Here is a 24,846-nt window from a genome sequence, read left to right on the forward strand (position 1 = left end):
GGTGTCCGCCTCGCTGGACGCCGGTACCTCCTACGGCCGGATCCACAACTCGCTCAGGAACGCCGACGGCGTCCCGAGCCTGAACATCCACGCCACGACGGACTACGTCGTGACCGGCAACGTCCGCAGACCCCGGATCACGAACTCCGGCCTGCGGTCCGGCTCCGACGCGAGCCGCAACCCGGGCAGCTCCGTCACCAGCGCCTCCAGCGCCGCCGCGATCTCCACCCGCGCGAGCGGCGCACCCACGCAATAGTGAATCCCCGCCCCGAAGCCAAGATGCGCGTTCGGCGACCGCCCGACGTCCAGCCGGTCCGGCGACTCGAACACCGCGGGATCCCGCGCCGCCGCCCCCAGCAGCGCCGCGATCTTGTCGCCCGGCGCCAGCGCGTACCCGGCCACCGTCGTCGGCGCGGTGGCAGTCCGCTCGAACAGCTGCAGCGGCGCGTCGAACCGGATCAGCTCCTCCGCCGCGGTCGGCAGCAGTGCCGGGTCCGCGACCAGCCGCTCCCACTCCGCACGATGCCGGAGCAGCGCCAGCACGCCGTTCCCGACGACGTTCACCGTCGCCTCGTGGCCCGCCATCAGCAGCAGCACCGCCGTGCCCACCAGCTCGTCGTCGGTCAGCCGGTCCGTGCCGTCGCGGACCGCCACCAGGTCGCTGATCAGGTCCGGTCCCGGCGCCGACACCCGCGTCGCCGCCAGCGAGCGCAGGTAGTCCACGAACTCGCTCGCCGCCTCCTCCGCGGCCGCGGCCAGGGGAGCGGGCAGCCCGTACTCGTACATCTTCACGATCGCGTTCGACCACGGCTGCAGCCGTGGTCGGTCCGCGGCGGGCACGCCCAGCAGCTCCGCGATCACCTCGACCGGCAGCGGCGCGGCCACGTGCGCCAGCAGGTCGGCGGAACCGTCCGCCTTGATCGCCGACGCCAGCGACCGCACCAGCGACGTCGACAGCGACCGCACCCACGGCCGCAGCCGCTCCGTGTGCCCGCGCGCGAACGCCGCCGAGATCAGCCGCCGCAGCCGCGTGTGGCGCGGGGGTTCGTTCTCCAGCAGCGAGTTCTGGTGCAGCAGGTTGAACGCCACGAAGTCGGAAGCGGGTTCCTTGTCCCGCCACAGGCGACCAGCCGACCGGTCGCGCAGCACCTCCGAGCACGCCTCGTGCGACACCGCCACCGCGACGCCGAGGCCTTCGTGCCAGTGCACCGGACCCTCCGCCCGCAGGGCCGCGAACACCGGGTACGGGTCGGCGAGGAACGCCGGGTCACGCGGGTCGAACATGCCTCCACCGTAGCTGTGCGATGATCCCGCGGTGCAGCCCGCTGTTGTCGCGCACAGGGGTGCCTCCGCGCACCGAGCCGAGCACACAGTCGCCGCTTATGCCCTCGCCGTCGAGCAGGGTGCGGACGGCCTCGAGTGCGATGTGCGCCTCTCCCGTGACGGTCACCTCGTGTGCGTCCACGACCGCCGTGTCGACCGCACGTCCTCCGGGCGTGGCGTCGTCTCCACGCTCACCCTCGAGCGACTGTCCGAACTGGACTACGGCAGCTGGAGTCCCGCGATGCCGGAGCACGCCGACGAGCTGGTGCTGCGCCCGCCGGACGAGTCCGAACGCGGCGTGCTCACGCTCGAGTCCCTTCTGGAGCTGGTGGAAGCACACCCGGGCGTGAAACTGTTCGTCGAGACCAAACACCCCGTGCGGTACGGCGGTCTGGTCGAGGCGAAGCTCGTCGCCATGCTGCGCCGCTACGGCCTCGCCCGGCCGAGGTCCAAAGAGGACTCGCAGGTGGTGATGATGTCGTTCTCGTCGCGGGCGGTCCGGCGCGTGCGCGGGCACACCGCCACGCTGCCGACCGTCCTGCTGCTCGAGAACCTGTCGGTCGCCAGGTGGGACGGCGCGCTCCCGATGTACGCCGACTACACCGGGCCGGGCGTGCACCTCCTGCGAACCGACCCGGACTATGTGGAACGGGCGCGGTCGTTCGGCAACGAGACCTACGTCTGGACCGTCGACGAACCGGCCGACGTGAGCCTGTGCGCGAAGCTCGGCGTCCGCTTCCTCGCGACGAACTCCCCGGCGAGCACCATGCGCCTGCTGAACCGGTAGCGTCTCGCCCCATGGCCAAGCGTTCCGCCGTGAAGAGCAAGAAGACCACCGACGGCATCAACCCGAGGCAGGCCTGCCCGTGCGGGTCCGGCAAGCGCTACAAGGCGTGCCACGGCCTGACCGGCGGCCCGGTCGAGGTGCCGGTCGGCCGCCCGTTCGAGGGGCTCGCCGGTGAGTGCGAGCTGATCGCACTGCGTGAGTTCGTGCCGTCGGCGACCGCGCCGCTCGCCCTGTCGGTGAACACCGACCGCGCGGTGACGCTTTCCACGGTCCTGCCGATGGCCGCTGCCGCGCTGGTCCGCGCCGACGGCAGCGCGTTCGTCGGGCTGCAGGTGCAGACCCGCTCCAGCGACGTCGGCCGCGACCTGGCCCGCGCGCTGCGCTGGGCGCTCGACGCGAAGCCGGGTGACGTGCTGTCGGTCGTCGGCCCGGAGACCGAGGACGGCGAGCGCGAGCGCCTGCAGGACCTGCTGGACGTGAAGGCCGAGCTGAACCCGACGCTGCACAGCGACTTCTCCTGGTGGCTCCCGGAGGACGAGGAGCCGACCGGCGAGGTCGCGCTGTCGCTGGAGCGCGCGAACCAGGCCATCATGCCGACGGAGCGCATCGGCCCGGCCGCGTACTGGGTCGACGCCGGTGACCGCGCGCACCTGCGCTGGGTGCGGCCGGAGCCGGAGGAGCAGCTGCTGTTCGCGCTGGCCAGGCTGCACGCGAAGGGCGAGCTGGGACTGGGCGAGGGTTCGCGGTACGCGGGTTCGTTCCGCGCGCACGGCCTGCTGGTGCCGGTGTGGGACCTCGACCGCGAGCAGCACGCCCGCGAGTGGACCACGCAGGCGGAGGAGCTGGGCGCCCGCCTCGACGAGGCACTGGCCTCACTGGAGAAGACCCCGCTGACCAGCGACGAGCGCCGCGCCCGCGACGGTCTGATCAGCCGCCAGGTCACGATCCGCTAGCGCGCGATGGCGGTCGTCTTCGAACTCGTGGCCAACTTCGGCGACGACGAGCAGGCGGCCGCCCACGCCGCGAACACGGTCCCGGACGCGCTCCGTCGGGTCGCTCACCCGATCCCGTTGCACCGGTCCCTGGCCCCAGCGGCCCCGTTCGAACCGTTCGCGCCGGGCTACGGGTGGCTCCCGCACTGAGTTGTCCACAGCCGCACCAGTTGTCCACAGGCAAGATCCACAACCCCGAAACCGTCACCCCCACCCGATAGACTGGCGTCAGGGGTGCCCCCGGGAAAGGGTGGGGGCTGCTTACGCAACAGTCCTGGGGACGGTCCAACTGTTTGCGAGCTCGCACAGTTCGGCCAGGGCCGCTTCCGTTCTCGCCGCCTCGCCCGTGGTCAGGAAATCCGCCTGCAGGCCCGCGTACGCGTTGTTCAGCAACGTCGCCTTCGTCAGCGCGTCGGCCGCCGGCAAGCCCCGCAGTTCCAGCGCCGCCGCCACGAACGTCGCCCGTCCGCTGACGAACGCGGGCACGTGCGTCGCCAGCCTGCCCGCCGCCGCCAGGCCCTCGATCTCGTGGATCAACCGCGTCCTCGGCAGTTCCGCCGGTGACAGGTGCCGCCGCCACGCGTCGCGCACGATCGTGCCGATGCCGATCGCCGGGTCGGCCCACCCCTCGGTCGCCCGCAGCGCCTCGTGCTGCTGCTCGTCCAGCCGCGCCAGCACCGCCGCCAGCAACGCGTCCTTGTCCGCGAAGTGGTGCGTCAGCACCCGCGTCGACCTGCCGAGCGCCGCGGCCAGCGTGCGCAGCGAAAACGTCGCCAGCCCCGTCTCGGACAGCTCCACGATGATCGCGTCGATCAGTTCGACGCGCCGTGCCGGGTCCGCGGTCCGAGCCATACCCACAACCCTATTAAGGTAACGAGTGTTACCTTAATGAGGTGTACCTCTTCGCCCTCACCCTCGCCGCCTTCGCCGTCCAGACCGACGACTTCGTGATCATCGGCGTCCTGCCCGCCATCGCCGCCGACCTGGGCGTCTCCACCGGCGCGGCCGGTCAGCTCGTCACCGTCTTCACCCTCGTCTACGCCCTCGCCGCGCCGCTCTCCGCCGCGCTCCTCGGCCGCCTCGACCGCCGCACCCTCCTCGCCGGCGCGCTGATCCTCTTCTGCGCGGCCAACTTCGTCGTCCCGCTCGTCGACTCCTACCCGCTGCTCATGGCCCTGCGCGTGGTCGCGGCCCTCGCGGCGGCGACCGTCCTGCCTGCCGCGCTCGCGCTCGCCACCCACCTCGCACCCGAAGGCGCCACGGGCCGCCACCTCGCCACCGTCATGGCGGGCATGACCGGCGCGATCGTCCTCGGCGTCCCCGCGGGCACGTGGGTCGGCGCCGCGTTCGGCTGGCGGGCGACGTTCGTGCTCGGCGGCGCGCTCGGCGCCCTCGGGCTGCTCGCGCTCCTCACCTGGCTGCCCCGCACCACCCTCGACCGGCCACCGTCACCGCGCGGGCTGCTGACCGCGCCGGTGCTCAAGGTGCTCGCGGTGACCGTGGCCGCCGTCGCGGGCAACCTCGCGTTCCAGACCTACCTCGCCACGTTCCTCGCCGGCCTCTCCGGAGTCACCCCGGCCGTGCTCGGCGTCCTGCTGGTCGTCGCCGGCCTGGCGGGCATCGCGGGCGCGCGGCTCGCGGGCACCGTGATCGACCGGATCGGCGCACACCGCGCGTTCGCCGCGGCCGCCGCCGTGTTCGCGCTGGTCATGGCCGTGTTCGCGGTGGTCTGGAGCGCACGTCCGGTGCCGTTGTGGCTGACCGTCCCGCTGCTCGTCGTGTGGTCCGCGGCTGCGTGGGCCGTGCCGCCCGCCATCCAGGCACTCATGCTCGCGCGCGCCGGACAGGAGCACGCGACCGCCGCGATGGCCGTCGTCAGCAGCACGGTCTACCTGGGTGCGGCCGCCGGTGGCGCGGCGGGCGGGCTGCTGGTCGGCATGTCGCCGGGCGCCGTGCCGGTGTTCGCCGCGGCGTGTGCGCTCGTCGCGGTCGGCCTGTCGCGGACCTGAATGTGCGCTGCCGATGCGCATCCTCCGCAACGGCGAGGCAACCTGGGACGTCCTGGGTGCGTGTTCCGATCGTCCGTGGTGACGGGAGGAGCACGCCATGTCCACGCTGGAGCCGGTGACCGGTCCCTGGCGTGTGACCCTGGACAGGGGAAGTGGAGCCACGGCGGTGGAGGACTTCGCGGAGTTCGTGCGGCAGGCGCTGCCCGGGCTGCTCAGGTACGGCCACATGCTCACCGGCAACCCGCACGACGCCGCCGACCTCGTCCAGACCGTGCTCGAGAAGCTCGGGTCGCGGTGGCCGTCCGTGGTGCGCAAGACCGGCGACCCGGTCGCGTACGCACGCAAGTCCATGGCCAACGCGCACATCAGCCGGTGGCGGCGGACGCGCCGCGAGAGCCTGATCGCGGACCTGCCCGACCGCCCAGCGGAGACGGCACCCGACCCGTTCGAGAACGAGCCCTTGTGGGAGGCGTTGCGCGGGCTGCCACCACGGCAGCGCGCGGTGATGGTCATGCGCTACTACGACGATCTGTCCGAAGCGGACATCGCGGCCGTCCTGGGGGTCAGCCGCGGCACCGTGAAAAGCCAGTCCAGCAAGGCGATGGCAACCTTGCGGGCACGGCTCGGCACGTCTGTGGGAGGTGTGTGATGGACCTCGACGACGAGCTGCGGCGACTGTTCGCGGACGAACGGCTCGAGGTAGCCGCACGCCCGGGCGCCGACGACGTGATCGTGGCGGGCGCCCAGCGGGTCCGCAGGCGCAGGATCACCGCGGTCGCGGCGAGCGGCACGCTCGCCGTGGTGGCGGCGGTGGCGGCCGGTGTGCTGCTGACGGGTGGGCACCCGGACGCGATGCCGCCCGCCAACCGCTACAAGAACACCCCCACGTCGTCGACGACGACCACGACGACGAGCAGCCCGCTCACGCAGTCGTCGACGACGCGGATCGTGCCGACGGGCACCGTCGGCGGCAACGAGCAACCGCCGCTCACCAACGAGGAGGAGAACACCGACCCGACCACGCCGAGCGCGGATCCGCCACCGGTGCTCGGCTACCCGGTGCTCGGGCCGACCGGTTTCCAGGTGCTCCAGCTGGGTCAGACGCAGGAGGAGGCGGAGGCCACCGGCATGGTCGGGGTGCCGACGTCCGAGACGTACGGCAGCTGCTCGGAGTACCAGCTGCTCGTGGACACCGTCCACGTCGGCTGGGTGTACTTCTCCAGCAGCGGGGTGGCCGCGATCATGCCGTTCGAGGCGCAGACACCGGAGGGTGTCGGTCTCGGATGGACGATCGAGCAGGCCGCGGCCGTGTACCCGGACCTCGACGTGGGGTTCGCCAAGGCCAACCGGTACGCGGTGGTGTCGGCACCCGGGAACCCGGGCGCCACCTACCGCCTGCTCGTGGACGTCGACGTGGACCAGATCACGCGCGTCACGATGCAGACCGCGGCTCAGCCCTGCTTCTAGAGGGCGCCACCGGCAGTGTGCGGGGCGAGTGGGTCGCCACCGCTGTCGCCGACGGACTCGCGGGCCAGGAAGTTCTCGATGTCGAACAGGTTGCCGTTGGCCCGGCGGACCACGTTGAGCAACGTCGTCATCTGGGCCACCTCCTCGACCTGCTCCTTGAGGAACCACTGCATGAACTGCTCGCCCTTGTAGTCGTCCTCGTCGCGGGCGACCTTGGCGAGCCCGATGATGTCCTCGGTGACCTGCTTCTCCTGCTTGAGCGCGAGCGCGACCAGATCGGCGGCGTCGGAAAAATCGTTGCGCACCTCGTCCACGCCGGGAATGGCGGGCCGGAGGTCGTTGTCGAGCAGGTATTGCACGATCATCATCGCGTGGTTGCGTTCTTCCAGCGACTGCCGGTAGAAGTGCTTGGCGAGTTGTGGCAGGTCCTGGCCGTCGAACCAGACCGCAAGCGCCACGTACTGCTGGGAGGCGGTGAACTCGTTTCGGATCTGCTCTTGCAGCATGGTGTTGAACTTCGACATGATTTTAAGAATACGCGGCGGCGCACTGGAGAGCAATTCAACAATTAATTAGGCAAGCCTATCAGAATGCAATTCAGGTAAGGCATTCCTAAACTGGATTGCACCGGGGCGGCCTGCCGTCGACGATGGTGTGATGGCGCTCTCCTTCCCTGACGACATCCCCACGCTCACCGACGGCGAGATCACGCTGCGTGCCCACGCACTGTCCGATGTGGATGAGGTGATTGTGCAGTGCGTGGACCCGGAGTCGATCCGGTGGACGACCGTGCCGGTGCCGTACAGCCGCGAGGACGCCACCGGGTTCGTCACCGAGGTGGTCCCTTCGGGCTGGCTGACCAGGAAGGACCTGGGTTTCGCCATCGAGGCGCCGCACCCGGACGGGGTGCGCCGGTTCTCGGGCTCGATCTCGTTGCGGCCGCTGGCGGATGGGGTGGCGGAGCTCGCGTTCGGCCTGCACCCGGCCGTGCGCGGGCAGGGCGTGTGCAGCCGGGCGGTGAAGCTGATCCTGGACTGGGGTTTCACGCAACCGGACATCGAGCTGGTCGTGTGGTACGCGCAGGTCGGCAACTGGGCGTCGTGGCGCGTGGCGTGGGCGAACGGCTTCTCCTACGACGGCAAGGTCGCGAAGTTCCTGGCCCAGCGCGGCCAGCGGTACGACGCGTGGTGCGGCTCGCTGCGCAAGGGCGACACCCGTGAACCGAAGTACGAGTGGCACGTCCCGCCGACCCTGGAGTCCGACCGCATCCGGCTGCGCCCGCACGTCGACGAGGACGGCCGCCGGTTCGTGGAGATGATGACCGACGAGCGCAGCCGCCACTTCGCGGGCCGCAACTCGTGGGCGAACAACATGGAGCCCGCGGACCGGGTGCTGGTGCGCCCCCGCGAGTTCGACGCACGCGGCGAACGCTACGACTGGACTATCGCCGACCGCGAGACCGACGAGTTCATCGGCCACATCCAGCTCTTCAACCTGCGCGGCCTCGACCACACGGCCGCGGAGATCGGCTACGGCGTGCACCCGGACGCCCGAGGCAAGGGCGTGCTGACCGAGGCACTGGGCATGCTGGTCGACTGCGCGTTCGCCGACAAGAAGGACGGCGGCCTGGGCCTGCGGCGCCTGAGCCTGTCGACCGCGGCGAGCAACACGGCGTCCAGGTACGGGGCCGAGAAGGCGGGCTTCACCCACGTGGCGACCCAGCCGGAATCCTTCCCCACCGGCGAATCCGGCTTCGAGGACGAGACCGTCTACGCACTGGTCGATCCGAAGTGGACGGAGTTGTCCACAGCGGGGTGAGTTGTCCACAGCTGGGCACACACGCACGAAAATCCCACCACCAGCCGGTAAGCTGGCAAGGCGGGACGCCCCCGGGAACGGGTGGGGGATGGGTAAACGCGCGCGCGAGCTGGGAGCGGTGTTTTCCCTGCTCAGGTGGGGTGTTGGTCGTTCAGTGCCGCTGCCAGTGCGTTGATCACGCCGCGCCAGTGGGTGCGTTGCTGCTCCCGCTCCTCGGCGTCGGCCAGCCGCTCCTGGTGGACACCCAGCCGCGCCCGGCCCGCGCCCGCCGACGTCACCGTCAGCTGCAGCGTCGTCTCGTGCCGCCAGCCGGCCGGTTGCCACGTGAGCCGGAGCCGGTCCAGCTCACGGAAGCTGCGCGTCTCGCCCCGCACGCCGTCCACCGTCTCGTAACCCTCGCCCGGCTCCGGCAGCACCGAAACGCCCTCGCCGAGCCAGATCGCGATCCCCTCCGGCGACGTGATGAAACCCCACACGTCCTCGACCGGGTGGTCGATCGTCTTCGACACCCCGATCTGCCAGCCCACGTCGCGCGTCAACCCGACCGGCGACCGCCGCCCCGCGGTCACGCCGGCACCGCCGCGACCGCGCTCAGCTCGACCAGGGCACCCGGCACGGCGAGCCCGGCCACCCGCGCGACCATGACCGCCGGCGCCGCGCCGTCCAGCTCAGCGGCCGCGACCTGGTAGGCAGCGCCGATGTCGACACCGTCGACCACCAGGATCGTCATCATGACCAGATCGTGAACGCTCGCGCCCGCCGCGGCCAGCGCCGCGTGCAGATTCCTCATCACCTGACCGGTCTGCGCGGCGGCGTCACCACCGCCGACGAGCGTGCCGTCGGCGTCGACGGCGTTCTGACCGCCGACGTAGACCGTGGTCGCCTCCGGCGGCACCACCGCGACGTGGCTGAACGCGGGCGACTGGACGAGTCCCTCGGGACGGAGCAACTTCATGCGACCCATCATGGTGCGATACCCGGACGGATAGTGTCAGGGTTTGTGAGCACGGCCAACCGCCGCCTGGAAACGCTCTCGCTGCTCCAGGCACACCCGGGAATCTCCGCCACCCAGCTCGCGGCACGGCTCGGCGTCACCGGACGCACCGCGCGCCGCGACGTCGCCCAGCTCCGCGAGATCGGCTACCGCATCGACGGCGAGGCGGGCCGGACCGGCGGCTACCGGCTGGCGTCCGGCGGTGCGATGCCCCCGCTCCTGCTCGACGCGGACGAGGTGGCCGCCGTCGCCCTCGGCCTGCGCACCGCCGTCACCGTCGAGGGTCTCGAAACCGCCGCGGTCACGGCACTGGCCAAGCTCACGCAGGTCGTGCCGTCCCGCTGGCGCACCCGGCTGGCCGCGCTGGCCGACGTCGAGGCGCTGCCGGGATCAGCACAACGCCGCGCGGGCCGCGACGTGCTGGTCCCGGCCGCGCTGGCGTGCCGCGCGGACGAAGCCGTCCGGATCCGCCACCGGGACCGGCCGGTCGACGTGCAGCCGCACCGGCTGGTCACGCTGCGCCGCCGCTGGTACCTGGTCGCCTGCCCGCGCGGCTCGGACGGCTGGGTCGTCTACGCGCTCGACCGCGTCACGCGGGTGCAGCCGCTCGGCACCCGGTTCGAGGTCCCGGAACCACCGGCCGACGCGTCCGCGTTCGTGGCCGACTCGCTCGCGCACGGCCCGTGGCGCCACCGCGTCCGCGTGCGGGTGTACACGTCGGCGGACCTGGTGTGCGAACTGGTCGACCCGACCGTGGCGACGGTGATCGACAACGACGACGAGTGCGAACTCCGCCTGGGCACGGACGACCTGGACTGGGCGGCACGCTGGCTCGCGTACCTGAACCTGGATCTGGACGTGCTCGAACCGCCGGAACTCAACGACCGGCTGCGCGCGCTGGGCCGCTGGCTCGCGGACCGCTACTGAAGTTGTCCACAGGGCTCCCAGTTATCCACAGTTCGCCCCACACCCCTTGAATCGTGACCTCCACCTGGTAGACTGGCATGGCGGGACGCCCCCGGGACAGGGTGGGGGTTGGGTAACGCGCGCGAGCCTTTACAGCTGTGCTCGCACGATCGGGCACGACATGCAGCGCGGGCCGCCGCGGCCGCTGCCCAGCTCGGAGCCGCGGATCCGCAGTACCTCGATCCCCGCTTCCTCCAGCCGCTCGTTCGTCTCCACGTTCCGCTCGTACGCGACCACGACCCCCGGCCCCACGGCCAGCGTGTTGTTGCCGTCGTCCCACTGTTCGCGTTCGGCCGTCACCGGGTCGAGGCCCGTGTCGATCACGCGCAGCCGGTCGATGCCCATCGCCGTCGCGGCGGCCTCCAGGAACGGGACCGGCCCCGCCACCCGCACACCCTTCGCGTCGTCGGGCTGCAGCGGGTACGCGACCAGCGTGTCCCGCACCGCCGGGTACATCACCACGGCGTCCCGGTCGACCATCGTGCACACCGTGTCCAGGTGCATCGTCGCCCGGTCCTGCGCGATCGGCACCGCCAGCACCGTGTGCGCCAGACCGTCCGCGAACGCCGACCGGGCCAGCGACTCCGCACCAGCGGGCGACGTGCGCTCACCGACGCCGATCGCCATGACACCGGGCGCGAGCAGCAGCACGTCGCCGCCCTCGACCGGTGCCGAGTGCGCGCCGTACGCGCGGCCCGCCGACCGGAACCTGGGGTGGTACGCGTAGATCAGGTCCAGCAGCGCCGTCTCCCGGTTCCTGGCCGGCATCGCGAGCGACGCGATCGCCACCCTGTTGCCGATCCACACCGACGAGTCCCTGGTGAACAGCAGGTTCGGCAGCGGGTCGACGACGAAGTCGTGCGGGTGGTGCATCTTGCGCACCAGCGAAGCGCCCTCCGCGGCGGGCAGCTCCTCGAACGTCATGCCCGCCATCAGCACGTCCGCGAGGCCGGTCGGCGTCAGCGTCGACAGGTGCGAGGACAGCGCGTCGGCCAGCTCGTGGCCGACCCGCCGCCGGTCGACCGCCGTGTCGGCGGCCGCCGCGTGGGCACGTTCGTCGCCCAGCGCGGCGACCAGGGCGTCCACGAGCAGCAGCACGTCGACGTCGCGGGACCTGAGCGTCTCCGAGAACGCGTCGTGCTCCTCCTGCGCGCGGTCGACCCACGGGATGCTGTCGAACAGCAGCTGGTCGTTGTTGCGCGGCGTGAGGCGCTTCAGCTCGTCGCCCGGCCGGTGCAGCAGCACCGCGCGCAACGGCCCGACCTCGCTTTCCACCCGGGGCTGCTCGTGAACTTCGAGATCAGGTGCGGTCACGAAGGCGAGCGTAATAACTCGGTAAGTAGGTTGTCGCGGCCACCTCCGCCACGATGAGTCACATGCGACGACTGCTGATCTGGGTGGGTGTGCCCGTTGCGCTGATCGGCCTCGGGGTGGGCCTCGCGCTGTTCGAACCGTGGCGCGCGTTCACGAGCAGCCGCCTGGACGAACCGGTACCGGTGGCGGCCCCGGGTAGCACCCCGGCCACGAGCGCTGGGCCGACGACCACCGCGCCGCCTCAGCCGGTGGTCCTCGCCGAGGGTCCGTTCGTCAGCCAGGAGCACGACACCAGCGGCACCGCCCGCCTCCTGGAGCTGCCCGACGGCTCCCGGGTCCTGCGCCTGGAGGGCTTCTCCACCTCCGACGGCCCGGACGTGCACGTCTGGCTGTCCGAGGCGACCGCGGGCGGCGACTGGCACAAGGCCGACGACGGCCGGTACGTGCCGCTGGGCGAGATCAAGGCGACCGACGGCAACCACAACTACGCGATCCCGGCGGACGCCGACCTGACCGGCCTGCGCAGCGCGGTCATCTGGTGCGACCGCTTCAACGTCGCGTTCGGGTCGGCCGCACTCGCACTCTAGTTCGAACACCCTGAGTCATTGATCGATACGTTCGGTAATATGACCCCGTGCCCTCCCATGTTCACGAAGCCCTGATCGAGCTGTTCCGGCAGCGCCCGGCGCTGGCCGCTGAGTTGCTGCGCGGTCAGCTCGGTGTGGCGATGCCGTCGTACGCGCACGCGAGTGTGGGGTCGAGCGACCTGACCGATCTGACGCCCACTGAGTATCGGGCGGACGCGGTCACCGTGCTGACCAGCGGCGACGCACCGGTTGGCGCGGTCGTGATCGAGGTGCAACTGCGGCGGGACCCGGCCAAGCGCTGGTCCTGGCCGGTGTACCTGACGACGCTCCGTGCTCGCCTCCAGGTGCCGGTCGTGCTGCTTGTGGTGTGCCCGGACAGCGCGGTGGCCACCTGGTGCGCGGCGTCGATCGACCTGGGCCATCCGGACTGGGCTCTGCGTCCGGTGGTGATCGCCCCCGATCGGGTGCCCGTGCTCACCGACCCCGAGGAGGCGGTCGGCAAACCGGAGCTGGCAGTGCTTTCGGCCATGGCCCACGGCGCCGGAATCGATGGCGACAAGGTCCTGTCCGCGTTCCTGGCCGGCCTGCGAGCACTCTCTGATGACCAAGCAAACTTGTACACTGACCTCGTGCTCATGACGCTGCCTGCAGCGGCACGGGCCCGTCTGGAGGAACTCATGAGCACTGGAACCTACGAGTACAAAAGCGAGTTCGCTCGCCGCTACTACGGTCAGGGCCGCGAAGAAGGCCGTGCCGAAGGCGAGGCCAGGGCGGTGCTGGGGGTTCTGGAGGTGCGCGGTATTTCCGTGCCCGACGCCGCGCGGGAGCGGATCATGCAGTGCCTCGATCTCGAGCAGCTCGAGACCTGGGTGCGCCGGGCCGTGACGGTCTCGACCATCGAGGAGCTGTTCGCCTAAGCCTGCTCGGGCGGGAAGCCTCCGGTCGCGACCGGGCCCCAGCGCTCGACCGTCACGCGGATCAGGCACTTGCCCTGCCTGGTCATCGCCTCGCGGTACTCGTCCCAGTCCGGGTGCTCGCCGGAGATCACGCGGAAGTACTCGACCAGCGGCTCCAGCGCGTCCGGCAGGTCCAGGACCTCGGCGGTGCCGTCGACCTGCACGTACGCGTCGTCGAACTCGTCGGACAGGACCAGCACCGACACCGTGGGGTTCCGCTTGGCGTTGCGTGACTTCGCCCGCTGCGGATAGCTCGAGATCACGATCCGGCCCTCACCGTCCAGGCCGCACGTCACGGGCGACATCTGCGGGCTGCCGTCGGCGCGCGTGGTCACCAGCACGGCGTGGTGGCGCGGGCGGACGAAGTCGTTCAGGGCGGCGCGGTCGACCTCGTCGGCCGTTGCGATCTTTGGCACGGACACCAGCCTACGACGCCCGGTAGCGTGCGGCCGTGATCCGCACCTGGCTGAACCCGCCGCGCCCGGCCTTCCCCGAACCGGTCACCGACCGGCGTGAGCGCCGAGGGATCGTCGTCGAGCTGGTGATCGTCTTCGCGATCACGCTGGGACTCTCCGCGCTGCGCAGCCTGCTCTCGCTGGTCGACTCGCTGCTGCGGGAGGAGCGGCTCGCCGACCAGGCGGTGGCGCTGAACGTCTCGCAGGCCACCAACCAGGTGCTCGACTTCATCCGCCAGCTGCTGTCGGCGACGCAGCTGTTCACGTGGGGCGCGCTCGGCCTGTACCTGCTGTGGCGCGGCGGCATCCAGCTGCGGCAGGTCGGTCTGGCGCGCGGCCGGTTCGGGCGCGACCTCGCGGGCGGTGCGGGGCTCGCCGCGCTGATCGGGGTGCCAGGGCTCGGGTTCTACCTGATCGCGCGGGCCGTCGGCGCGAACCTGACCGTGGTGCCGACGGCGCTGGACCACTGGTGGCAGTTCCTGACGCTGCCGCTGTCGGCGTTCGGCAACGCGTGGGCCGAGGAAGTGCTGGTCGTCGGCTACCTGATCACGCGGCTGCGGCAGCTGGGGCTGGGGGAGAACGCGTCGCTGCTGGTGTCGTCGGTGCTGCGCGGGTCCTACCACCTCTACCAGGGCTTCGGCGGGTTCGTCGGCAACGTGGTCATGGGCCTGGTGTTCGGCCGGGTGTGGCAGCGGACCAACCGGCTGTGGCCGCTGGTGCTGGCGCACTTCCTGATCGACTTCGTCGCGTTCGTCGGTTACGCGGCACTACGTGGCCGCGTCTCCTGGCTGCCGTGAGGCCGAACAGGTACGAATAGGTCATGGCCGGCCTCGACGAGTACCGCAGGAAACGCGATCCCGCGAAGACCCCAGAACCGGTGCCGGCCGACGAGCCGCTGCCGACGGGCAACAACGACACGTTCGTCATCCAGGAGCACCACGCGACCCGGCTGCACTGGGACGTGCGGCTGGAGCGCGACGGGGTGCTCGTGTCGTGGGCGGTGCCGCGCGGGCTGCCGGACGTGCCCGGTGACATCCGGTTGGCGGTGCACACCGAAGACCACCCGATGGAGTACGCGACGTTCTCCGGGGAGATTCCGAAGGGTGAGTACGGCGGTGGCCGGATGTTCATCTGGGACCGCGGCCACTACGAGACGCTGAAGTGGTCCGACCGCGAGGTGGCGGTGGTCTTCGCCGGGGAGCGGGCCAAGGGGCGGTACACCTTCTTCCGCAGCGGCAAGGACAGCAAGGACTGGATGGTCCGGCGTTCGGAGCCGCCGCTGCGGTCGGGGTTCCAGCTGTTGCCGGAGCTGGTGGAGCCGATGCTGGCGTCGCCGGGCACGCTGCCGGAGGACGAGTCGGACTGGTCGTACGAGTTCAAGTGGGACGGCGTCCGCGCGCTCGCCAGGATCGAGGGTGGCAGGCTGCGGCTGCATTCCCGCAAGGGCAACGACATCACGGTCACCTACCCCGAGCTGCGAGTTCTCGGTGAGGAGCTGGGGTCGACGCAGGTGTGGCTGGACGGCGAGATCGTCGCGCTGCAGGACGGCAGGCCCAGCTTTCCCGCGTTGCAGCAGCGGATGCACGTCCAGCACGACCGGCAGGCGCGGAGCCTGGCGAACACCGTGCCGGTCACGTACCTGATCTTCGACGTGCTGTACCTGGACGGGAAGTCCTGTGTGGACCTCCCGTTCGCGGAACGGCGTGCGCTGCTGGAGGGCCTCGAGCTGCGCGGGCCGAACTGGCTCGTGTCCCCGTCGTACAGCGGCGACGGCGCCGCGGTGGTGGAGACCGCGCGCGACCAGCAGCTGGAGGGCGTGATCGCGAAACGCCTGTCGTCCCGGTACTACCCGGGCCGGCGGACCGCCGACTGGGTGAAGATCACCGAGGTCCTGACGCTGGAGGTGCTGATCGGCGGCTGGCGTCCCGGCGAGGGCAGGCGCGCGGGCACGATCGGCTCGCTGATGCTGGGCGTGCCGACCGACGCGGGCCTGCGGTACGTGGGCCAGGTCGGCACCGGCTTCACCGACGAAGCGCTCGCGGCACTGCACGATCGCCTGAAGCCGTTGGTGTGCGAGGAGAACCCGTTCATCAACCAGGTGCCGCGCGAACGCGCGAAGGGCGCGACGTGGGTGGCGCCCGAGCTGGTCGGCGAGGTGGAGTTCCGCAACTGGACGCCGGACGGCAGGCTGCGCGCGCCGTCGTGGCGCGGGCTGCGCTCGGACAAGGACGCGGCGGACCTGGAGCCGGAGGCGACGCCCGGCGCGGAGCTCGAGGACGAACCGCCGTGGGCGGACGACGAGCCGGAGGAGCCGCAGCCGCAGAACGTGCTGGTGGAGGTCGACGGCACACGGCTCCGACTGTCCAATTTGGACAAGGCGCTGTATCCCGGCTTCAGCAAGGCGCAGGTGATCGACTACTACAGCCGGATCGCGCCGTTCTTGTTGCCACACCTGATAGACCGCCCGGTGACGCTCCGCCGGTGGCCGGACGGCGTGCTGGGCCAGCCGTTCTTCGAGAAGAACGCGGCACGGCACGCGCCGGAGTGGCTGCGGAAGGTCCGGATCGAGACGCCGGGCAGCACCCGCGGCAACGAGACGCTGGACTTCGTGCTGCTGAACGACCTGCCGAGCCTGGTGTGGTCGGCGAACATGGCGGCGCTGGAGCTGCACATCCCGCAGTGGAAGGTGGACGACGCGGGGGAGCGGCTCACCCCCGACCTGGTGGTGTTCGACCTGGACCCCGGCCCGCCCGCGACGATGGTCGAGTGCTGCGAGGTGGCCATGTTGCTGCGCGACGTGCTGGCCTCGCACGGCCTGAAAGCGGTCGCGAAAACCAGTGGCAACAAGGGGATGCAGCTGTACGCACCGATCACGACGACCGCGGTGGAGCGCACGTCGGAGTACGCGAAGGCGGTGGCGGAGCACCTGGCACGCGAGCACCCGAAGCTGGTGGTGGCGCGGATGGCGAAGGACCTGCGGCCACGCAAGGTGTTCATCGACTGGAGCCAGAACAACCGCTACAAGACGACGATCGCCCCGTACTCCCTGCGCGGCCGCGAAACCCCGACGGCGTCGACCCCGATCACCTGGGACGAGGTGGCGAACTGCCGCCACCCGAACGACCTGACCTTCACGGCGAAGAACGTGCTGAGCCGCGTCGAGGAGCACGGCGACCTGCTGAAACCGTTGCTGGTGAAGAAACGCCCGAAACTCCCCGAACTGCCGTGATCGCCGGCTGCCCCGAACGCGCCTTTCATGGCGAACCAGCCCACCCCGGCACGCCAATCACGGTCGGCTCGGCCGAACCGCCGGAGGACCCGCCAGACGTTGGCGGACAGCACTAGACCCCGTGCTGTAGCGCCAGGAACGGGCAGCCGACCATCCTGCGCAGCTCGTCCGACAGCTCCTCGAGCGTGGAGATCGGCCGGGAGAACGCCAGGCGGATGTCGTGGTCGCCCTCGATGTCCTCGACTCGCAGCCGCAGGCCGTACCGGTCCAGGCCCAGCGGCCTGAGGTGGCCGCCCTGCAGGTGCGTGGGCAGGTGGCGGCGCAGCGTGTGCACGACCTCCGTGTGCGACAGCTCGAGGTGCCGCAGCCAGCCGGCCTCCTCGTGGCAGAACGGGTCCGGGTCGGCCGCCGCGAACGTCGCCTGCGTGACCGGGTGCGTGCCGTCGGCGTCCGCGATCACCATCGACACCGGCGTGAGCCGCAGCAGCGACGCGCCGTGGCCGAGGTCGAGCAGCCGAGGGTCCGGGCGCTGGGCCGCGATCGTCAGCGCCACCCCGCGCGCGGCGGGCAGTGGCAGCACGGAGAGCTGGCCGGTGATCCACAGCAGGCCGCGCACGGACTCGCGCAGCGGCACCGGTGCCATGTCGACCACCTCGACCATCGACGTCAGCACGCCGTCCGCGAGTGCCGCGGGCAGCTGGTGGTCGTCGGGCAGCAGCACCGACACCACACCGTCGTCGTGCACGTGGTGCAGCAGCGGTGTCACCCGGTCCGCGACCGCGCCGGTCGGCGGCAGGGACGGCATGGGCGGCAGCAGCGTGGCCGGGCCACGCGCGGCGATGGTCCTGGCGCGCTCGCCCGGATTCGGTGTCGGCGGTCGATCGGTCAAGGAGCACCTCCCGACTTAGGCTAACCTAACTTGCTCTGGAAGAACAATCGACAGCGTCGGTAGCCTGGCGCGGTGAACGTGACCCAGGCCCTCGGCCTCGCCGGTGTCATCCTCCTCGCCGCCATGTCACCCGGTCCCGACTTCGTCGTCATGCTCCGCAGCGTGCTCGCGGGCGGCAGGCGCGCGGGCCTCGGTTGTGCGGCAGGCATCGCGTCCGGGGTGCTGGCCTGGGCGGTCGTCACCTCGATCGGGATCGCCGGGCTGCTCGCCGCGTCCGCGGTCGCGTTCACCGTCGTCAAGCTCGCCGGCGCGGCCTACCTCGTGCTGCTCGGCATCCAGTCGCTGCTGGCCGCCCGCCGCGGCGGGTACGAACAGGCCAAGCAGCCGGAAGTGGCGCAGACCCGGCGGAGCGCGTTCACCGCCTACCGCCAGGGCCTGCTCACCAACCTGTTCAACCCGAAGGTCGCGGTCTTCTTCCTCGCGCTGTGGCCGCAGTTCCTGCCCCACGACGCGACGGTCACCGACACCGCCATCCTCACCGCGGTCGCCGCGCTGACCTCGCTCGTCTGGTTCACGGTCCTCGCGAACGTGGTCACCGCGCTGCGGAGGTTCCTCACCGCGTCGAAGGTCCGGCGGACGATCGACGCGGTGATGGGCACCCTCCTCGTCGGCATCGGCGTGCGGATCGCCGTCAGCCAGTAGCCGTGACGATGTTCGTTCCGCGAGTTCCGCTCAGCACAGGCACAACTGGAAGTTCGCGCGGTAGGTCGTCGCGGTCGCGGGCGCGGTGATGTTGTGGGTCTGCGCCCCGCCGTCGGACCAACTGCGGAACCGGAACCCGAGGCCCAGCGTGAGGCGTTGCGGGCTCGGCGCGCTGACGGAGTTGTTCGACCCCACGATCACGGTCCGCGTGAACGGCGTGACCTGCTCGGCCGTGCCGACCACCAGCCGTGCGCCGCTCGGGCTGGACGTGAACGTCAGGTTCACCGTGCGCGGGTTCAGCCGCACCGTCTGGGACGTCGTGTTGCCGTCCGAGTCGGTCGCCCGCAACGTCAGGTCCAGGAACGACGGGTACTCGTGGTCCGGCGCGACGAAGCTGCCGGAGGAGATCCCGTTCCACGACTGGACGTTGTGCGCGTGGCAGTTCGTCGACGACGTGCAGTGCTGCAGTGTGAGCTGCCACGACAGCGCGGACGCGGGCAGTGTGCCGTCCTGTGCGTCCGCCGCCCGGCCCGCGAACGGGATGGTCTGGCCGACACTCCACTGCGTCGCCGCGGTCGGGTTGTCGATGGTCACCACCGGCGAGTCCGACGGCGGGTTGCCGACCGTGATCACCACCGACGCGGTACCGGACAGGCCGCCGGGATCGGTGACCCGCAGCCGTGCCGTGACCGACGCCTGCGTGAGGTAGGTGTAGCTCGGGTTGGCCGCGGTCGAGTCGTCGTAGGCGCCGTCGCCGTCGAGGTCCCACGCGTACGTGAGCGCGCCGCCCTCCGGGTCCGTGGAGCCGGAACCGGTGAACTGGACGGTCAGCGGTGCGTTGCCGGACGTCGGGTTCGCGGTCGCCACCGCGGTCGGCGGCAGGTTCGTGCCCGCCGGGTAGCTCACGCGGCGCAGCTGGCCCGCGCCGAGCGCGACGTAGTACAGGTCGCCGCCCGGGCCGGTCAGCACCTGCACCGGAGCGTTGACGCCGGTCACGAACGGCACGATCGTCGCCGGGTTCGGCAGGCCGTTCGAGCCGCGCTGCATGGCCCAGATGCAGCCACGCGAGCTGTCGGCGAAGAACAGTGCGCCGTCGTAGGCGGCCGGGTAGTTGCTGCTCGTCTCGAACGCGATGCCCGCGATCGACGAGCCACCGGTGGGGCAGCCGTCGCCGGTCGCGACCGACGCGGCGTGGTTGTACGCGTAGTACGGCGCGGTCTGGCCCCCGGCGGTGTACAGCGACTCGCACATCGTCAGGTTCGCGCCGTCGTAGCCGGACTGCCGGGCCGAGCCCTCGTAACACGGCCAGCCGAAGTTCTCGACGGTCGCGTCGGAGACGTTCGTGATCCGGTTGATCTCCTCCCACGTGTTCCAGCCGACGTCACCCGACCAGATCTCGCTGGTGCCGGGCCGGAACGCGAAGCGGAACTGGTTGCGCTGGCCGTACGCGACGATCTGCGTGGCGCCGGTGTCCGGGTGGACGCGGGTGATCGTGCCGTCGAGCGTCACCGGCTCACCGGCCGGGCGGCGCGGCGACTGCGACCGCAACGCGCCGCCGCGGGCGTCCGGCGGCGCCAGGTTCACGCCTGCCGGGCTCGGTGGGTCGGCGCACGGGTTGCCGCGCTGGCCCCAGTCGGCGAAGTTGAAGCTCGCGCCGTCGCCGCCGCCCACGTACAGGTTGCCGTCCGGCCCGAACGCGACCGTGCCGACCGAGTGCGACGGGTACTGCTGGCACCAGTCGGTCACCAGCACCTGCTCGGCGCCGGTCGCGACTCCGAACGTGTCGAGCGTCAGCCTGGAGAGGCGGCCGGTGACGACGCAGCCGTCCTCGGTCGCCCCTGGCGGGGTCGGGCACTGGTCACCCCAGCGGGGCGCGGTGCCGCCCGGCACGGCGTCGTAGGTGTACAGGACGTACAGGTACGGCCTGGTGGGGTAGGCCGGGTCCAGTGTGAGGCCGAGCAGGCCGCGGTCCCAGAAGTCCTGCGTCTGGGTGCGCAGGTCTGCGGTGACCGTCGCCGTGGTGTCGGTGATCGAGTCGAACGTCTTGACCAGGCCGCTCTTCTCGCTGACGAACACCCGGCCGTCGGGTGCGAACACCGCGTTGGTCGGCGCGGACAGCCCGCTGATCACCGCGGTGTCGGTGAACCCGGCAGGCACCGCGGCGCCGGCGGTGGTGGTCGACGTGAACGTGGTCAGCACACCGGCGACGAGGCCGGCGACGGCTAAGAGAGCTGTTTTCGGGCGCGCTGAAGTAAGGCGGGTACGCACGGGCTTCCCCCAATCCGGGCAGTTAGCTGCCTGGAGAGTCGGCCCGTGCGGCCGTCCTGTTTCACCCGATTCAGCTACCCGGTCCCCGCCCCGACCAGGTCCATGCGTAACCGGGGTCTTCGCAGTTCACAGCGCCCTCGCCCAGCTCGAGCGGGCGGAACGTGTCAACCATCACCGCGGTTTCGTCGAAATAGTCCACACCAATGGACGCTTCCGCGGCACCCGGTTGGGGGCCATGTGTGAATCCGGATGGGTGCAGGGACAGCGACCCAATGCCGATGCCGGAGCCTTTTCGCGCTTCGTAATTTCCGCCGACGTAGAACATCAATTCGTCGGAGTCGACGTTCGCGTGGTTGTAGGGCACCGGGATCGACTCGGGGTGGTAGTCGACCTTGCGCGGGCAGAACGAGCAGACCACGAAGTTCGGGCCCTCGAATGTCTGGTGCACCGGCGGCGGCTGGTGCACGCGGCCGGTGATCGGCTCGAAGTCGCGGATGTTGAACGCCCACGGGTAGAGGCAGCCGTCCCAGCCGACGACATCGAACGGGTGGTTGGCGTACGTGAACCGGGTGAGCCCGGCGCGGTGCCGGACCAGCACGGGCACGTCGGTGCCGTCGGCGAGCAGCGGCCCGTCCGGGCCGCGCTGGTCGCGCTCGCAGTACGGCGCGTGCTCCAGGAACTGGCCCTTCGTGGACAGGTACCGCTTCGGCGGGCCGATGTGGCCGGTCGCCTCGATGACGAACAGGCGCGTCTCGCCGTGGGGGAGCACGCGGTAGGTCGTGGAGGTCGGCAGCACCACGTAGTCGCCGTCGGCGACCTCGAGGGCGCCGTAGGTGGTCTCGAGCGTGGCGGACCCGGTCTGGACGTACAGCAGCTCGTCACCGGCCGCGTTCCGGTACAGCGGGCTCGGTGCCGTGGCGATGGCGAACCCGATCGTCAGGTCGTTGTTGCCGAACAGCGTCCGCCGCCCGGTCACGGCGTCGACCTCGTGCTGCTGCTCGGACTTCATGTCCTGCGTGCGGAAGGCCCTCGGTAGCAGCGGGTGGTTGGGCGTGAGCGTGCCCCGGTGGTCCTCGACGACCTCGGCGTTCACGATCGCCGTCGGCAGGTACCGGTGGTAGAGGAGGGCCGAGTCGGAGGAGAAGCCCTCGACTCCCATCAGCTCCTCGGCGTACAGCGTGCCGTCCGGTGAGCGGAACTGCGTGTGCCTCTTTCGGGGTATCTCCCCGACGCGGCGGTAGTAAGGCATGGCCCTCTCCAAAACGTCCGATAGTCGGACATCTTTGTTCAGTTGCCGATACGCTACTAGCGTGTCAGCCGTGTCAAGCGCCGCACCCCAGCCCGCATCGGATCAGCGGGACGTGCCCTCCCTGCTCGCTCGCCTCATCGACGACGCCGCGTTGTTCCCGCCAGGGAACGCGACCGTGCCCGACGCGGTGCGGCTGCACCTCGCGGGCAGATCGGGCCCGCACGCCGACCTGGTGGGGCTTTTTCTCTGCCCCGCATCACGCCTGCCCGAGCTGATCACCGAGTTGATCAAGGTGAAGCCGGCCAAGCCGGTGGAGCTGTCGCTCGTCATCGACACCGGTCTCGGCGGTGTGCCGAAGGCACTGTCGATCGTCGAGTCGCGGGCCGAACTGCTCGCGCTGCGCATGGTCGAGATGCCGGCACCCACGGACGTCGACGAGGTGTGGCTCGAGCGCGTCTCCGAGTTCGTGCCCGAGGACGTGATCCGGGTGATCGAGCCGCGGCGCGGCGGCGCGGGCTGGCTCGACGGCATCCAGCGCGTCATCGAGCACGGCAGCTGGCCCAAGCTCCGCTGCGGCGGCCTGTCCGCAGAGAACTTCCCGGCCGTCGACCAGGTCGCCGAGTTCCTCGGCGTGATCAACTCGGGTGGCGCGTCGTTCAAGGCGACCGCTGGCCTGCACAACGCGGTCCGGCACACCGCGGCGGACACCGGGTTCACCCACCACGGCTTCCTCAACCTGCTGATCGCCACCGGCCGCCTGCTGGCGGGCGCGGATGCCGAACACGTGCGGGCGGCGCTCGAGTCGACCGACGGCACGGCGCTCGCCGAGGAGGCGCAGAACATGACCGAGCACGAGGCGCTGTCGGTGCGCGGCGTGTTCGCCTCCTACGGGTCGTGCTCGCTCACCGACCCGGTCGCCGACCTCGAGGGACTGGGGCTGCTGTGACGGTGTCGCCGGCGTCGTGGGTGCGGGATCCCGCCTTCGCGCGGGACCAGCCGTTCGGTCCGCAGACCCTGCCGTACGGCGTGGTCGACGCGGGGGACGGGCCGCGGGTGGCGGTGCGCCTGGGTGATCACGCGCTGCCGCTGCGGTCGGTCGCGCACGACCTCGGCGACGTCGCCGACCTGGTGTCCGGCTCCTCGCTCGACCCGCTCCTCGCGGCGACGCGGGTGGAGTGGAGCGCGCTGCGTGCCCGGCTCGTGGACCTGGTCGCCCAGACCGCCCCGCCCACGGGCGCGACGCTGGTGCCGCTGACGGACGTGCGGATGGCGCTGCCGTTCACCGTCGGCGACTACGTGGACTTCTACTCCTCGCGCTACCACGCGGAGAACGTCGGCCGGATCATGCGGCCGGACACCGACCCGCTGCTGCCGAACTGGACCCACCTGCCGGTCGGCTACCACGGCCGCTCCGGCACGGTCGTCGTCTCGGGTACCGACATCGAGCGCCCGGACGGCCAGCGGCGCGGCTCGTCGGGCCCGCAGTTCGGCCCGAGCGGCAGGCTCGACATCGAGGCGGAGGTCGGTTTCGTGTGCGGCGGCCCGGTCGCCCGCCGCGTGCCGACGTCGTCGGCGGCAGAGCACATCTTCGGCGTGGTGCTGGTGAACGACTGGTCCGCGCGCGACATCCAGGGCTGGGAGTACCAGCCACTCGGCCCGTTCCTCGGCAAATCGTTCGCGACGTCGGTCTCGGCGTGGATCACCCCGCTCGACGCGCTGGCGATGGCCCGCGTGCCTGCCGCCGATGTCGGCCACCCCCGTCTCCCGTACCTCGTGGAGGACACACCGTGGGGTCTGGACCTGCGGCTGGTCGTCGAGTGGAACGGGACCGTGGTGTCGCGGCCGAGGTTCTCGGACATGTCGTACACGTGCGCGCAGCAGCTGGCCCACATGACGGTCAACGGTGCCACGGTCCGCCCCGGCGACCTGTTCGCGTCCGGCACGGTGTCCGGCCCCGACAAGTCGAGGCTCGGCTGCTTCCTGGAGCTGTCGTGGGGCGGCAAGGAGGAGATCACCCTCGCGGACGGCGTGACCAGGACCTTCCTGGAGGACGGCGACGAGGTGGTGATCACCGCGACCGCCCCTGGCGAGGACGGCTCGGTGGTCGGCATCGCACCGGTCACGGGCAGAGTGGTCCCGGCGGTCTGAGGTGGCCCGCCCGATCCGTCCCATCCAGCCAGCGGCCCGCCCGCCGGCGGGGACCGGCCGGGAAAGCTCGCTGACGCTGGAACGCGGGCTGGCTCTGTTGCAGGCGGTGGCCGACTCGGAGTCGGAGGCCCCGACGATCAGCGACCTGGCGACGGCCATCGGCGCGTCCCGTGCGGCGGTGTACCGGCTGCTGGTGCCACTGCAGGAGCGCGGCCTGGTCCGCCGGGACGGTTCGAAGGTGCGACTGGGCCTGGGCCTGCTTCGGCTGGCGGCCAGCGTCACCCCGCAGCTGCGCCTCGCCGCGCTGCCCGCTCTGCGCGAGCTGGCGGAGGCGGTCGGCGCGACGGCCCACCTGACGGTCGCGGACGGTGAAGAAGCCCAGGCGATAGCGGTGATCGAACCGTCGTGGACGACCTACCACGTGGCCTACCGCGTGGGGACCCGCCATCCGCTGAGCCGGGGGGCGGCTGGCAAGGCGATCGGGTTGCGCTCGGAGGACCCGGGCTGGCTGGCGACGACGGGTGAGCTGCAGTCGGGCGCGTCGGGCATCGCGGCGCCGGTCCGGGGAGTGCCGGGACTCCGGGCGAGCGTTGGCGTGATCAGCTTCGAGGCCCTCGACGGCGAAGTGGTGGGCCCGAAAGTCCTGCGGGCAGCACACATGGTGGCCACCGCGGTGTCCTGAAAGACGCTTTC

The 24,846-nt window shown here is 71.1% G+C and carries 26 protein-coding genes; 16 read left to right on the forward strand and 10 right to left on the reverse strand.

Annotated features, from left to right (window positions below):
* Window positions 1-102: 102 nt before the first annotated feature.
* On the reverse strand, window positions 103-1,284 hold the full coding sequence (locus tag FHR82_RS14960; RefSeq protein ID WP_184810981.1) for a cytochrome P450: 1,182 nt from the start codon (window positions 1,282-1,284) through the stop codon (window positions 103-105).
* 31 nt (window positions 1,285-1,315) lie between these two features.
* Between FHR82_RS14960 and FHR82_RS14965 the strand changes: the two genes are divergently transcribed.
* From FHR82_RS14965 to FHR82_RS14975, 3 genes are read left to right on the forward strand one after another with little or no spacing between them, the layout of a single operon-like run.
* The gene (locus FHR82_RS14965; protein WP_311771085.1) at window positions 1,316-2,110 is read left to right on the forward strand and encodes a glycerophosphodiester phosphodiesterase; all 795 of its coding nucleotides are present in this window, start codon (window positions 1,316-1,318) and stop codon (window positions 2,108-2,110) included.
* A gap of 11 nt (window positions 2,111-2,121) precedes the next feature.
* On the forward strand, window positions 2,122-3,063 hold the full coding sequence (locus tag FHR82_RS14970; protein ID WP_184810982.1) for a DUF5926 family protein: 942 nt from the start codon (window positions 2,122-2,124) through the stop codon (window positions 3,061-3,063).
* A gap of 6 nt (window positions 3,064-3,069) precedes the next feature.
* Entirely contained in the window at window positions 3,070-3,252 is a 183-nt protein-coding gene (locus tag FHR82_RS14975) for a hypothetical protein (protein ID WP_184810983.1), read from the forward strand.
* Window positions 3,253-3,363: 111 nt separating this feature from the next.
* Here FHR82_RS14975 and FHR82_RS14980 read toward each other — a convergent pair whose 3' ends face one another.
* The gene (locus tag FHR82_RS14980; protein ID WP_184810984.1) at window positions 3,364-3,954 is read right to left on the reverse strand and encodes a TetR/AcrR family transcriptional regulator; all 591 of its coding nucleotides are present in this window, start codon (window positions 3,952-3,954) and stop codon (window positions 3,364-3,366) included.
* Window positions 3,955-3,995: 41 nt separating this feature from the next.
* On the opposite strand from FHR82_RS14980, the gene FHR82_RS14985 reads away from it, so the two are divergent.
* The 3 genes from FHR82_RS14985 to FHR82_RS14995 all read left to right on the forward strand — a co-directional run bounded on the left by FHR82_RS14985 (window position 3,996) and on the right by FHR82_RS14995 (window position 6,578).
* Window positions 3,996-5,111, forward strand: a complete 1,116-nt coding sequence (locus FHR82_RS14985) for an MFS transporter (protein WP_184810985.1) — start codon at window positions 3,996-3,998, stop codon at window positions 5,109-5,111.
* Window positions 5,112-5,208: 97 nt separating this feature from the next.
* A complete protein-coding gene (locus FHR82_RS14990; RefSeq protein ID WP_184810986.1) occupies window positions 5,209-5,760 on the forward strand; it encodes a SigE family RNA polymerase sigma factor in 552 nt (183 codons plus the stop codon).
* Window positions 5,760-6,578: a hypothetical protein gene (locus tag FHR82_RS14995; RefSeq protein WP_184810987.1), complete on the forward strand. Its 819-nt coding sequence runs from the start codon at window positions 5,760-5,762 to the stop codon at window positions 6,576-6,578. Before FHR82_RS14990 ends, FHR82_RS14995 begins: the two co-directional genes overlap by 1 nt.
* On the opposite strand, the gene FHR82_RS15000 is transcribed toward FHR82_RS14995, so the two are convergent.
* Window positions 6,575-7,102, reverse strand: a complete 528-nt coding sequence (locus FHR82_RS15000; RefSeq protein WP_184810988.1) for a ferritin — start codon at window positions 7,100-7,102, stop codon at window positions 6,575-6,577. The two genes, FHR82_RS14995 and FHR82_RS15000, sit on opposite strands and share 4 nt — an antisense overlap.
* A gap of 133 nt (window positions 7,103-7,235) precedes the next feature.
* Between FHR82_RS15000 and FHR82_RS15005 the strand changes: the two genes are divergently transcribed.
* A complete protein-coding gene (locus FHR82_RS15005) occupies window positions 7,236-8,396 on the forward strand; it encodes a GNAT family N-acetyltransferase (RefSeq protein ID WP_184810989.1) in 1,161 nt (386 codons plus the stop codon).
* A 131-nt stretch (window positions 8,397-8,527) separates the two neighbouring features.
* On the opposite strand, the gene FHR82_RS15010 is transcribed toward FHR82_RS15005, so the two are convergent.
* Window positions 8,528-8,965, reverse strand: coding sequence for an SRPBCC family protein (locus FHR82_RS15010; RefSeq protein ID WP_311771086.1), 438 nt, complete (start codon window positions 8,963-8,965; stop codon window positions 8,528-8,530).
* Window positions 8,962-9,351, reverse strand: a complete 390-nt coding sequence (locus tag FHR82_RS15015; RefSeq protein WP_221463790.1) for a RidA family protein — start codon at window positions 9,349-9,351, stop codon at window positions 8,962-8,964. The genes FHR82_RS15010 and FHR82_RS15015 overlap by 4 nt, the downstream gene beginning before the upstream one ends.
* A 45-nt stretch (window positions 9,352-9,396) precedes the next feature.
* On the opposite strand from FHR82_RS15015, the gene FHR82_RS15020 reads away from it, so the two are divergent.
* Window positions 9,397-10,317 (forward strand): helix-turn-helix transcriptional regulator, encoded by a 921-nt coding sequence (locus FHR82_RS15020; protein ID WP_184810991.1) that lies wholly within the window; start codon window positions 9,397-9,399, stop codon window positions 10,315-10,317.
* Window positions 10,318-10,446: 129 nt separating this feature from the next.
* Here FHR82_RS15020 and FHR82_RS15025 read toward each other — a convergent pair whose 3' ends face one another.
* Window positions 10,447-11,631: an arginine deiminase gene (locus FHR82_RS15025; protein WP_184811539.1), complete on the reverse strand. Its 1,185-nt coding sequence runs from the start codon at window positions 11,629-11,631 to the stop codon at window positions 10,447-10,449.
* Between the two features lie 101 nt (window positions 11,632-11,732).
* Between FHR82_RS15025 and FHR82_RS15030 the strand changes: the two genes are divergently transcribed.
* Complete coding sequence (locus tag FHR82_RS15030) at window positions 11,733-12,257, forward strand: DM13 domain-containing protein (RefSeq protein WP_184810992.1); 525 nt, start codon at window positions 11,733-11,735, stop codon at window positions 12,255-12,257.
* Window positions 12,258-12,304: 47 nt separating this feature from the next.
* The gene (locus FHR82_RS15035; RefSeq protein ID WP_184810993.1) at window positions 12,305-13,174 is read left to right on the forward strand and encodes a hypothetical protein; all 870 of its coding nucleotides are present in this window, start codon (window positions 12,305-12,307) and stop codon (window positions 13,172-13,174) included.
* On the opposite strand, the gene FHR82_RS15040 is transcribed toward FHR82_RS15035, so the two are convergent.
* Window positions 13,171-13,629, reverse strand: a complete 459-nt coding sequence (locus FHR82_RS15040; RefSeq protein WP_184810994.1) for a PPOX class F420-dependent oxidoreductase — start codon at window positions 13,627-13,629, stop codon at window positions 13,171-13,173. The genes FHR82_RS15035 and FHR82_RS15040 overlap by 4 nt on opposite strands.
* Before the next feature lie 35 nt (window positions 13,630-13,664).
* Here FHR82_RS15040 and FHR82_RS15045 point away from each other — a divergent pair, with 35 nt between their 5' ends.
* Window positions 13,665-14,465 carry a CPBP family intramembrane glutamic endopeptidase gene (locus FHR82_RS15045; RefSeq protein ID WP_376706414.1) on the forward strand — a complete coding sequence of 267 codons (801 nt, stop codon included), beginning with the start codon at window positions 13,665-13,667 and terminating at the stop codon, window positions 14,463-14,465.
* Window positions 14,466-14,488: 23 nt separating this feature from the next.
* Complete coding sequence (gene ligD, locus FHR82_RS15050; protein WP_184810995.1) at window positions 14,489-16,897, forward strand: DNA ligase D; 2,409 nt, start codon at window positions 14,489-14,491, stop codon at window positions 16,895-16,897.
* Window positions 16,898-17,009: 112 nt separating this feature from the next.
* Here ligD and FHR82_RS15055 read toward each other — a convergent pair whose 3' ends face one another.
* Window positions 17,010-17,786, reverse strand: a complete 777-nt coding sequence (locus FHR82_RS15055) for a DUF2470 domain-containing protein (RefSeq protein WP_225944021.1) — start codon at window positions 17,784-17,786, stop codon at window positions 17,010-17,012.
* A gap of 72 nt (window positions 17,787-17,858) precedes the next feature.
* Between FHR82_RS15055 and FHR82_RS15060 the strand changes: the two genes are divergently transcribed.
* Window positions 17,859-18,488 (forward strand): LysE family translocator, encoded by a 630-nt coding sequence (locus FHR82_RS15060; protein WP_311771087.1) that lies wholly within the window; start codon window positions 17,859-17,861, stop codon window positions 18,486-18,488.
* Between the two features lie 30 nt (window positions 18,489-18,518).
* Here the strand turns inward: FHR82_RS15060 and FHR82_RS15065 are convergent, their stop codons facing one another.
* Together FHR82_RS15065 and FHR82_RS15070 are read right to left on the reverse strand one after the other, a co-directional pair.
* Window positions 18,519-20,687 (reverse strand): PQQ-dependent sugar dehydrogenase, encoded by a 2,169-nt coding sequence (locus tag FHR82_RS15065; protein ID WP_184810996.1) that lies wholly within the window; start codon window positions 20,685-20,687, stop codon window positions 18,519-18,521.
* Between the two features lie 139 nt (window positions 20,688-20,826).
* Window positions 20,827-22,005, reverse strand: coding sequence for a homogentisate 1,2-dioxygenase (locus tag FHR82_RS15070; RefSeq protein WP_184810997.1), 1,179 nt, complete (start codon window positions 22,003-22,005; stop codon window positions 20,827-20,829).
* 70 nt (window positions 22,006-22,075) lie between these two features.
* On the opposite strand from FHR82_RS15070, the gene FHR82_RS46050 reads away from it, so the two are divergent.
* Genes FHR82_RS46050 through FHR82_RS15085 form a run of 3 tightly spaced genes read left to right on the forward strand, consistent with a single transcriptional unit; the run spans window position 22,076 to window position 24,835 of the window.
* On the forward strand, window positions 22,076-22,951 hold the full coding sequence (locus tag FHR82_RS46050) for a hypothetical protein (protein WP_311771138.1): 876 nt from the start codon (window positions 22,076-22,078) through the stop codon (window positions 22,949-22,951).
* Window positions 22,948-24,153, forward strand: a complete 1,206-nt coding sequence (gene fahA, locus FHR82_RS15080; protein WP_311771088.1) for a fumarylacetoacetase — start codon at window positions 22,948-22,950, stop codon at window positions 24,151-24,153. Before FHR82_RS46050 ends, fahA begins: the two co-directional genes overlap by 4 nt.
* Before the next feature lies 1 nt (window position 24,154).
* A complete protein-coding gene (locus tag FHR82_RS15085) occupies window positions 24,155-24,835 on the forward strand; it encodes a helix-turn-helix domain-containing protein (RefSeq protein ID WP_311771089.1) in 681 nt (226 codons plus the stop codon).
* The last annotated feature ends 11 nt before the right edge of the window (window positions 24,836-24,846 follow it).

The sequence above is a fragment of the Actinophytocola algeriensis genome, assembly GCF_014203735.1.
Lineage (GTDB): Bacteria > Actinomycetota > Actinomycetes > Mycobacteriales > Pseudonocardiaceae > Actinophytocola > Actinophytocola algeriensis.

What these genes read in the sequence shown, in the direction of transcription:
- FHR82_RS14960 (WP_184810981.1), bottom strand. Translation starts at nt 1,284, where the DNA reads ATGTTCGACCCGCGTGACCCGGCGTTCCTCGCCGACCCGTACCCGGTG.
- FHR82_RS14970 (WP_184810982.1), top strand. Translation starts at nt 2,122, where the DNA reads ATGGCCAAGCGTTCCGCCGTGAAGAGCAAGAAGACCACCGACGGCATC.
- FHR82_RS14975 (WP_184810983.1), top strand. Translation starts at nt 3,070, where the DNA reads ATGGCGGTCGTCTTCGAACTCGTGGCCAACTTCGGCGACGACGAGCAG.
- FHR82_RS14980 (WP_184810984.1), bottom strand. Translation starts at nt 3,954, where the DNA reads ATGGCTCGGACCGCGGACCCGGCACGGCGCGTCGAACTGATCGACGCG.
- FHR82_RS14990 (WP_184810986.1), top strand. Translation starts at nt 5,209, where the DNA reads ATGTCCACGCTGGAGCCGGTGACCGGTCCCTGGCGTGTGACCCTGGAC.
- FHR82_RS14995 (WP_184810987.1), top strand. Translation starts at nt 5,760, where the DNA reads ATGGACCTCGACGACGAGCTGCGGCGACTGTTCGCGGACGAACGGCTC.
- FHR82_RS15000 (WP_184810988.1), bottom strand. Translation starts at nt 7,102, where the DNA reads ATGTCGAAGTTCAACACCATGCTGCAAGAGCAGATCCGAAACGAGTTC.
- FHR82_RS15005 (WP_184810989.1), top strand. Translation starts at nt 7,236, where the DNA reads ATGGCGCTCTCCTTCCCTGACGACATCCCCACGCTCACCGACGGCGAG.
- FHR82_RS15015 (WP_221463790.1), bottom strand. Translation starts at nt 9,351, where the DNA reads ATGAAGTTGCTCCGTCCCGAGGGACTCGTCCAGTCGCCCGCGTTCAGC.
- FHR82_RS15030 (WP_184810992.1), top strand. Translation starts at nt 11,733, where the DNA reads ATGCGACGACTGCTGATCTGGGTGGGTGTGCCCGTTGCGCTGATCGGC.
- ligD (WP_184810995.1), top strand. Translation starts at nt 14,489, where the DNA reads ATGGCCGGCCTCGACGAGTACCGCAGGAAACGCGATCCCGCGAAGACC.
- FHR82_RS15070 (WP_184810997.1), bottom strand. Translation starts at nt 22,005, where the DNA reads ATGCCTTACTACCGCCGCGTCGGGGAGATACCCCGAAAGAGGCACACG.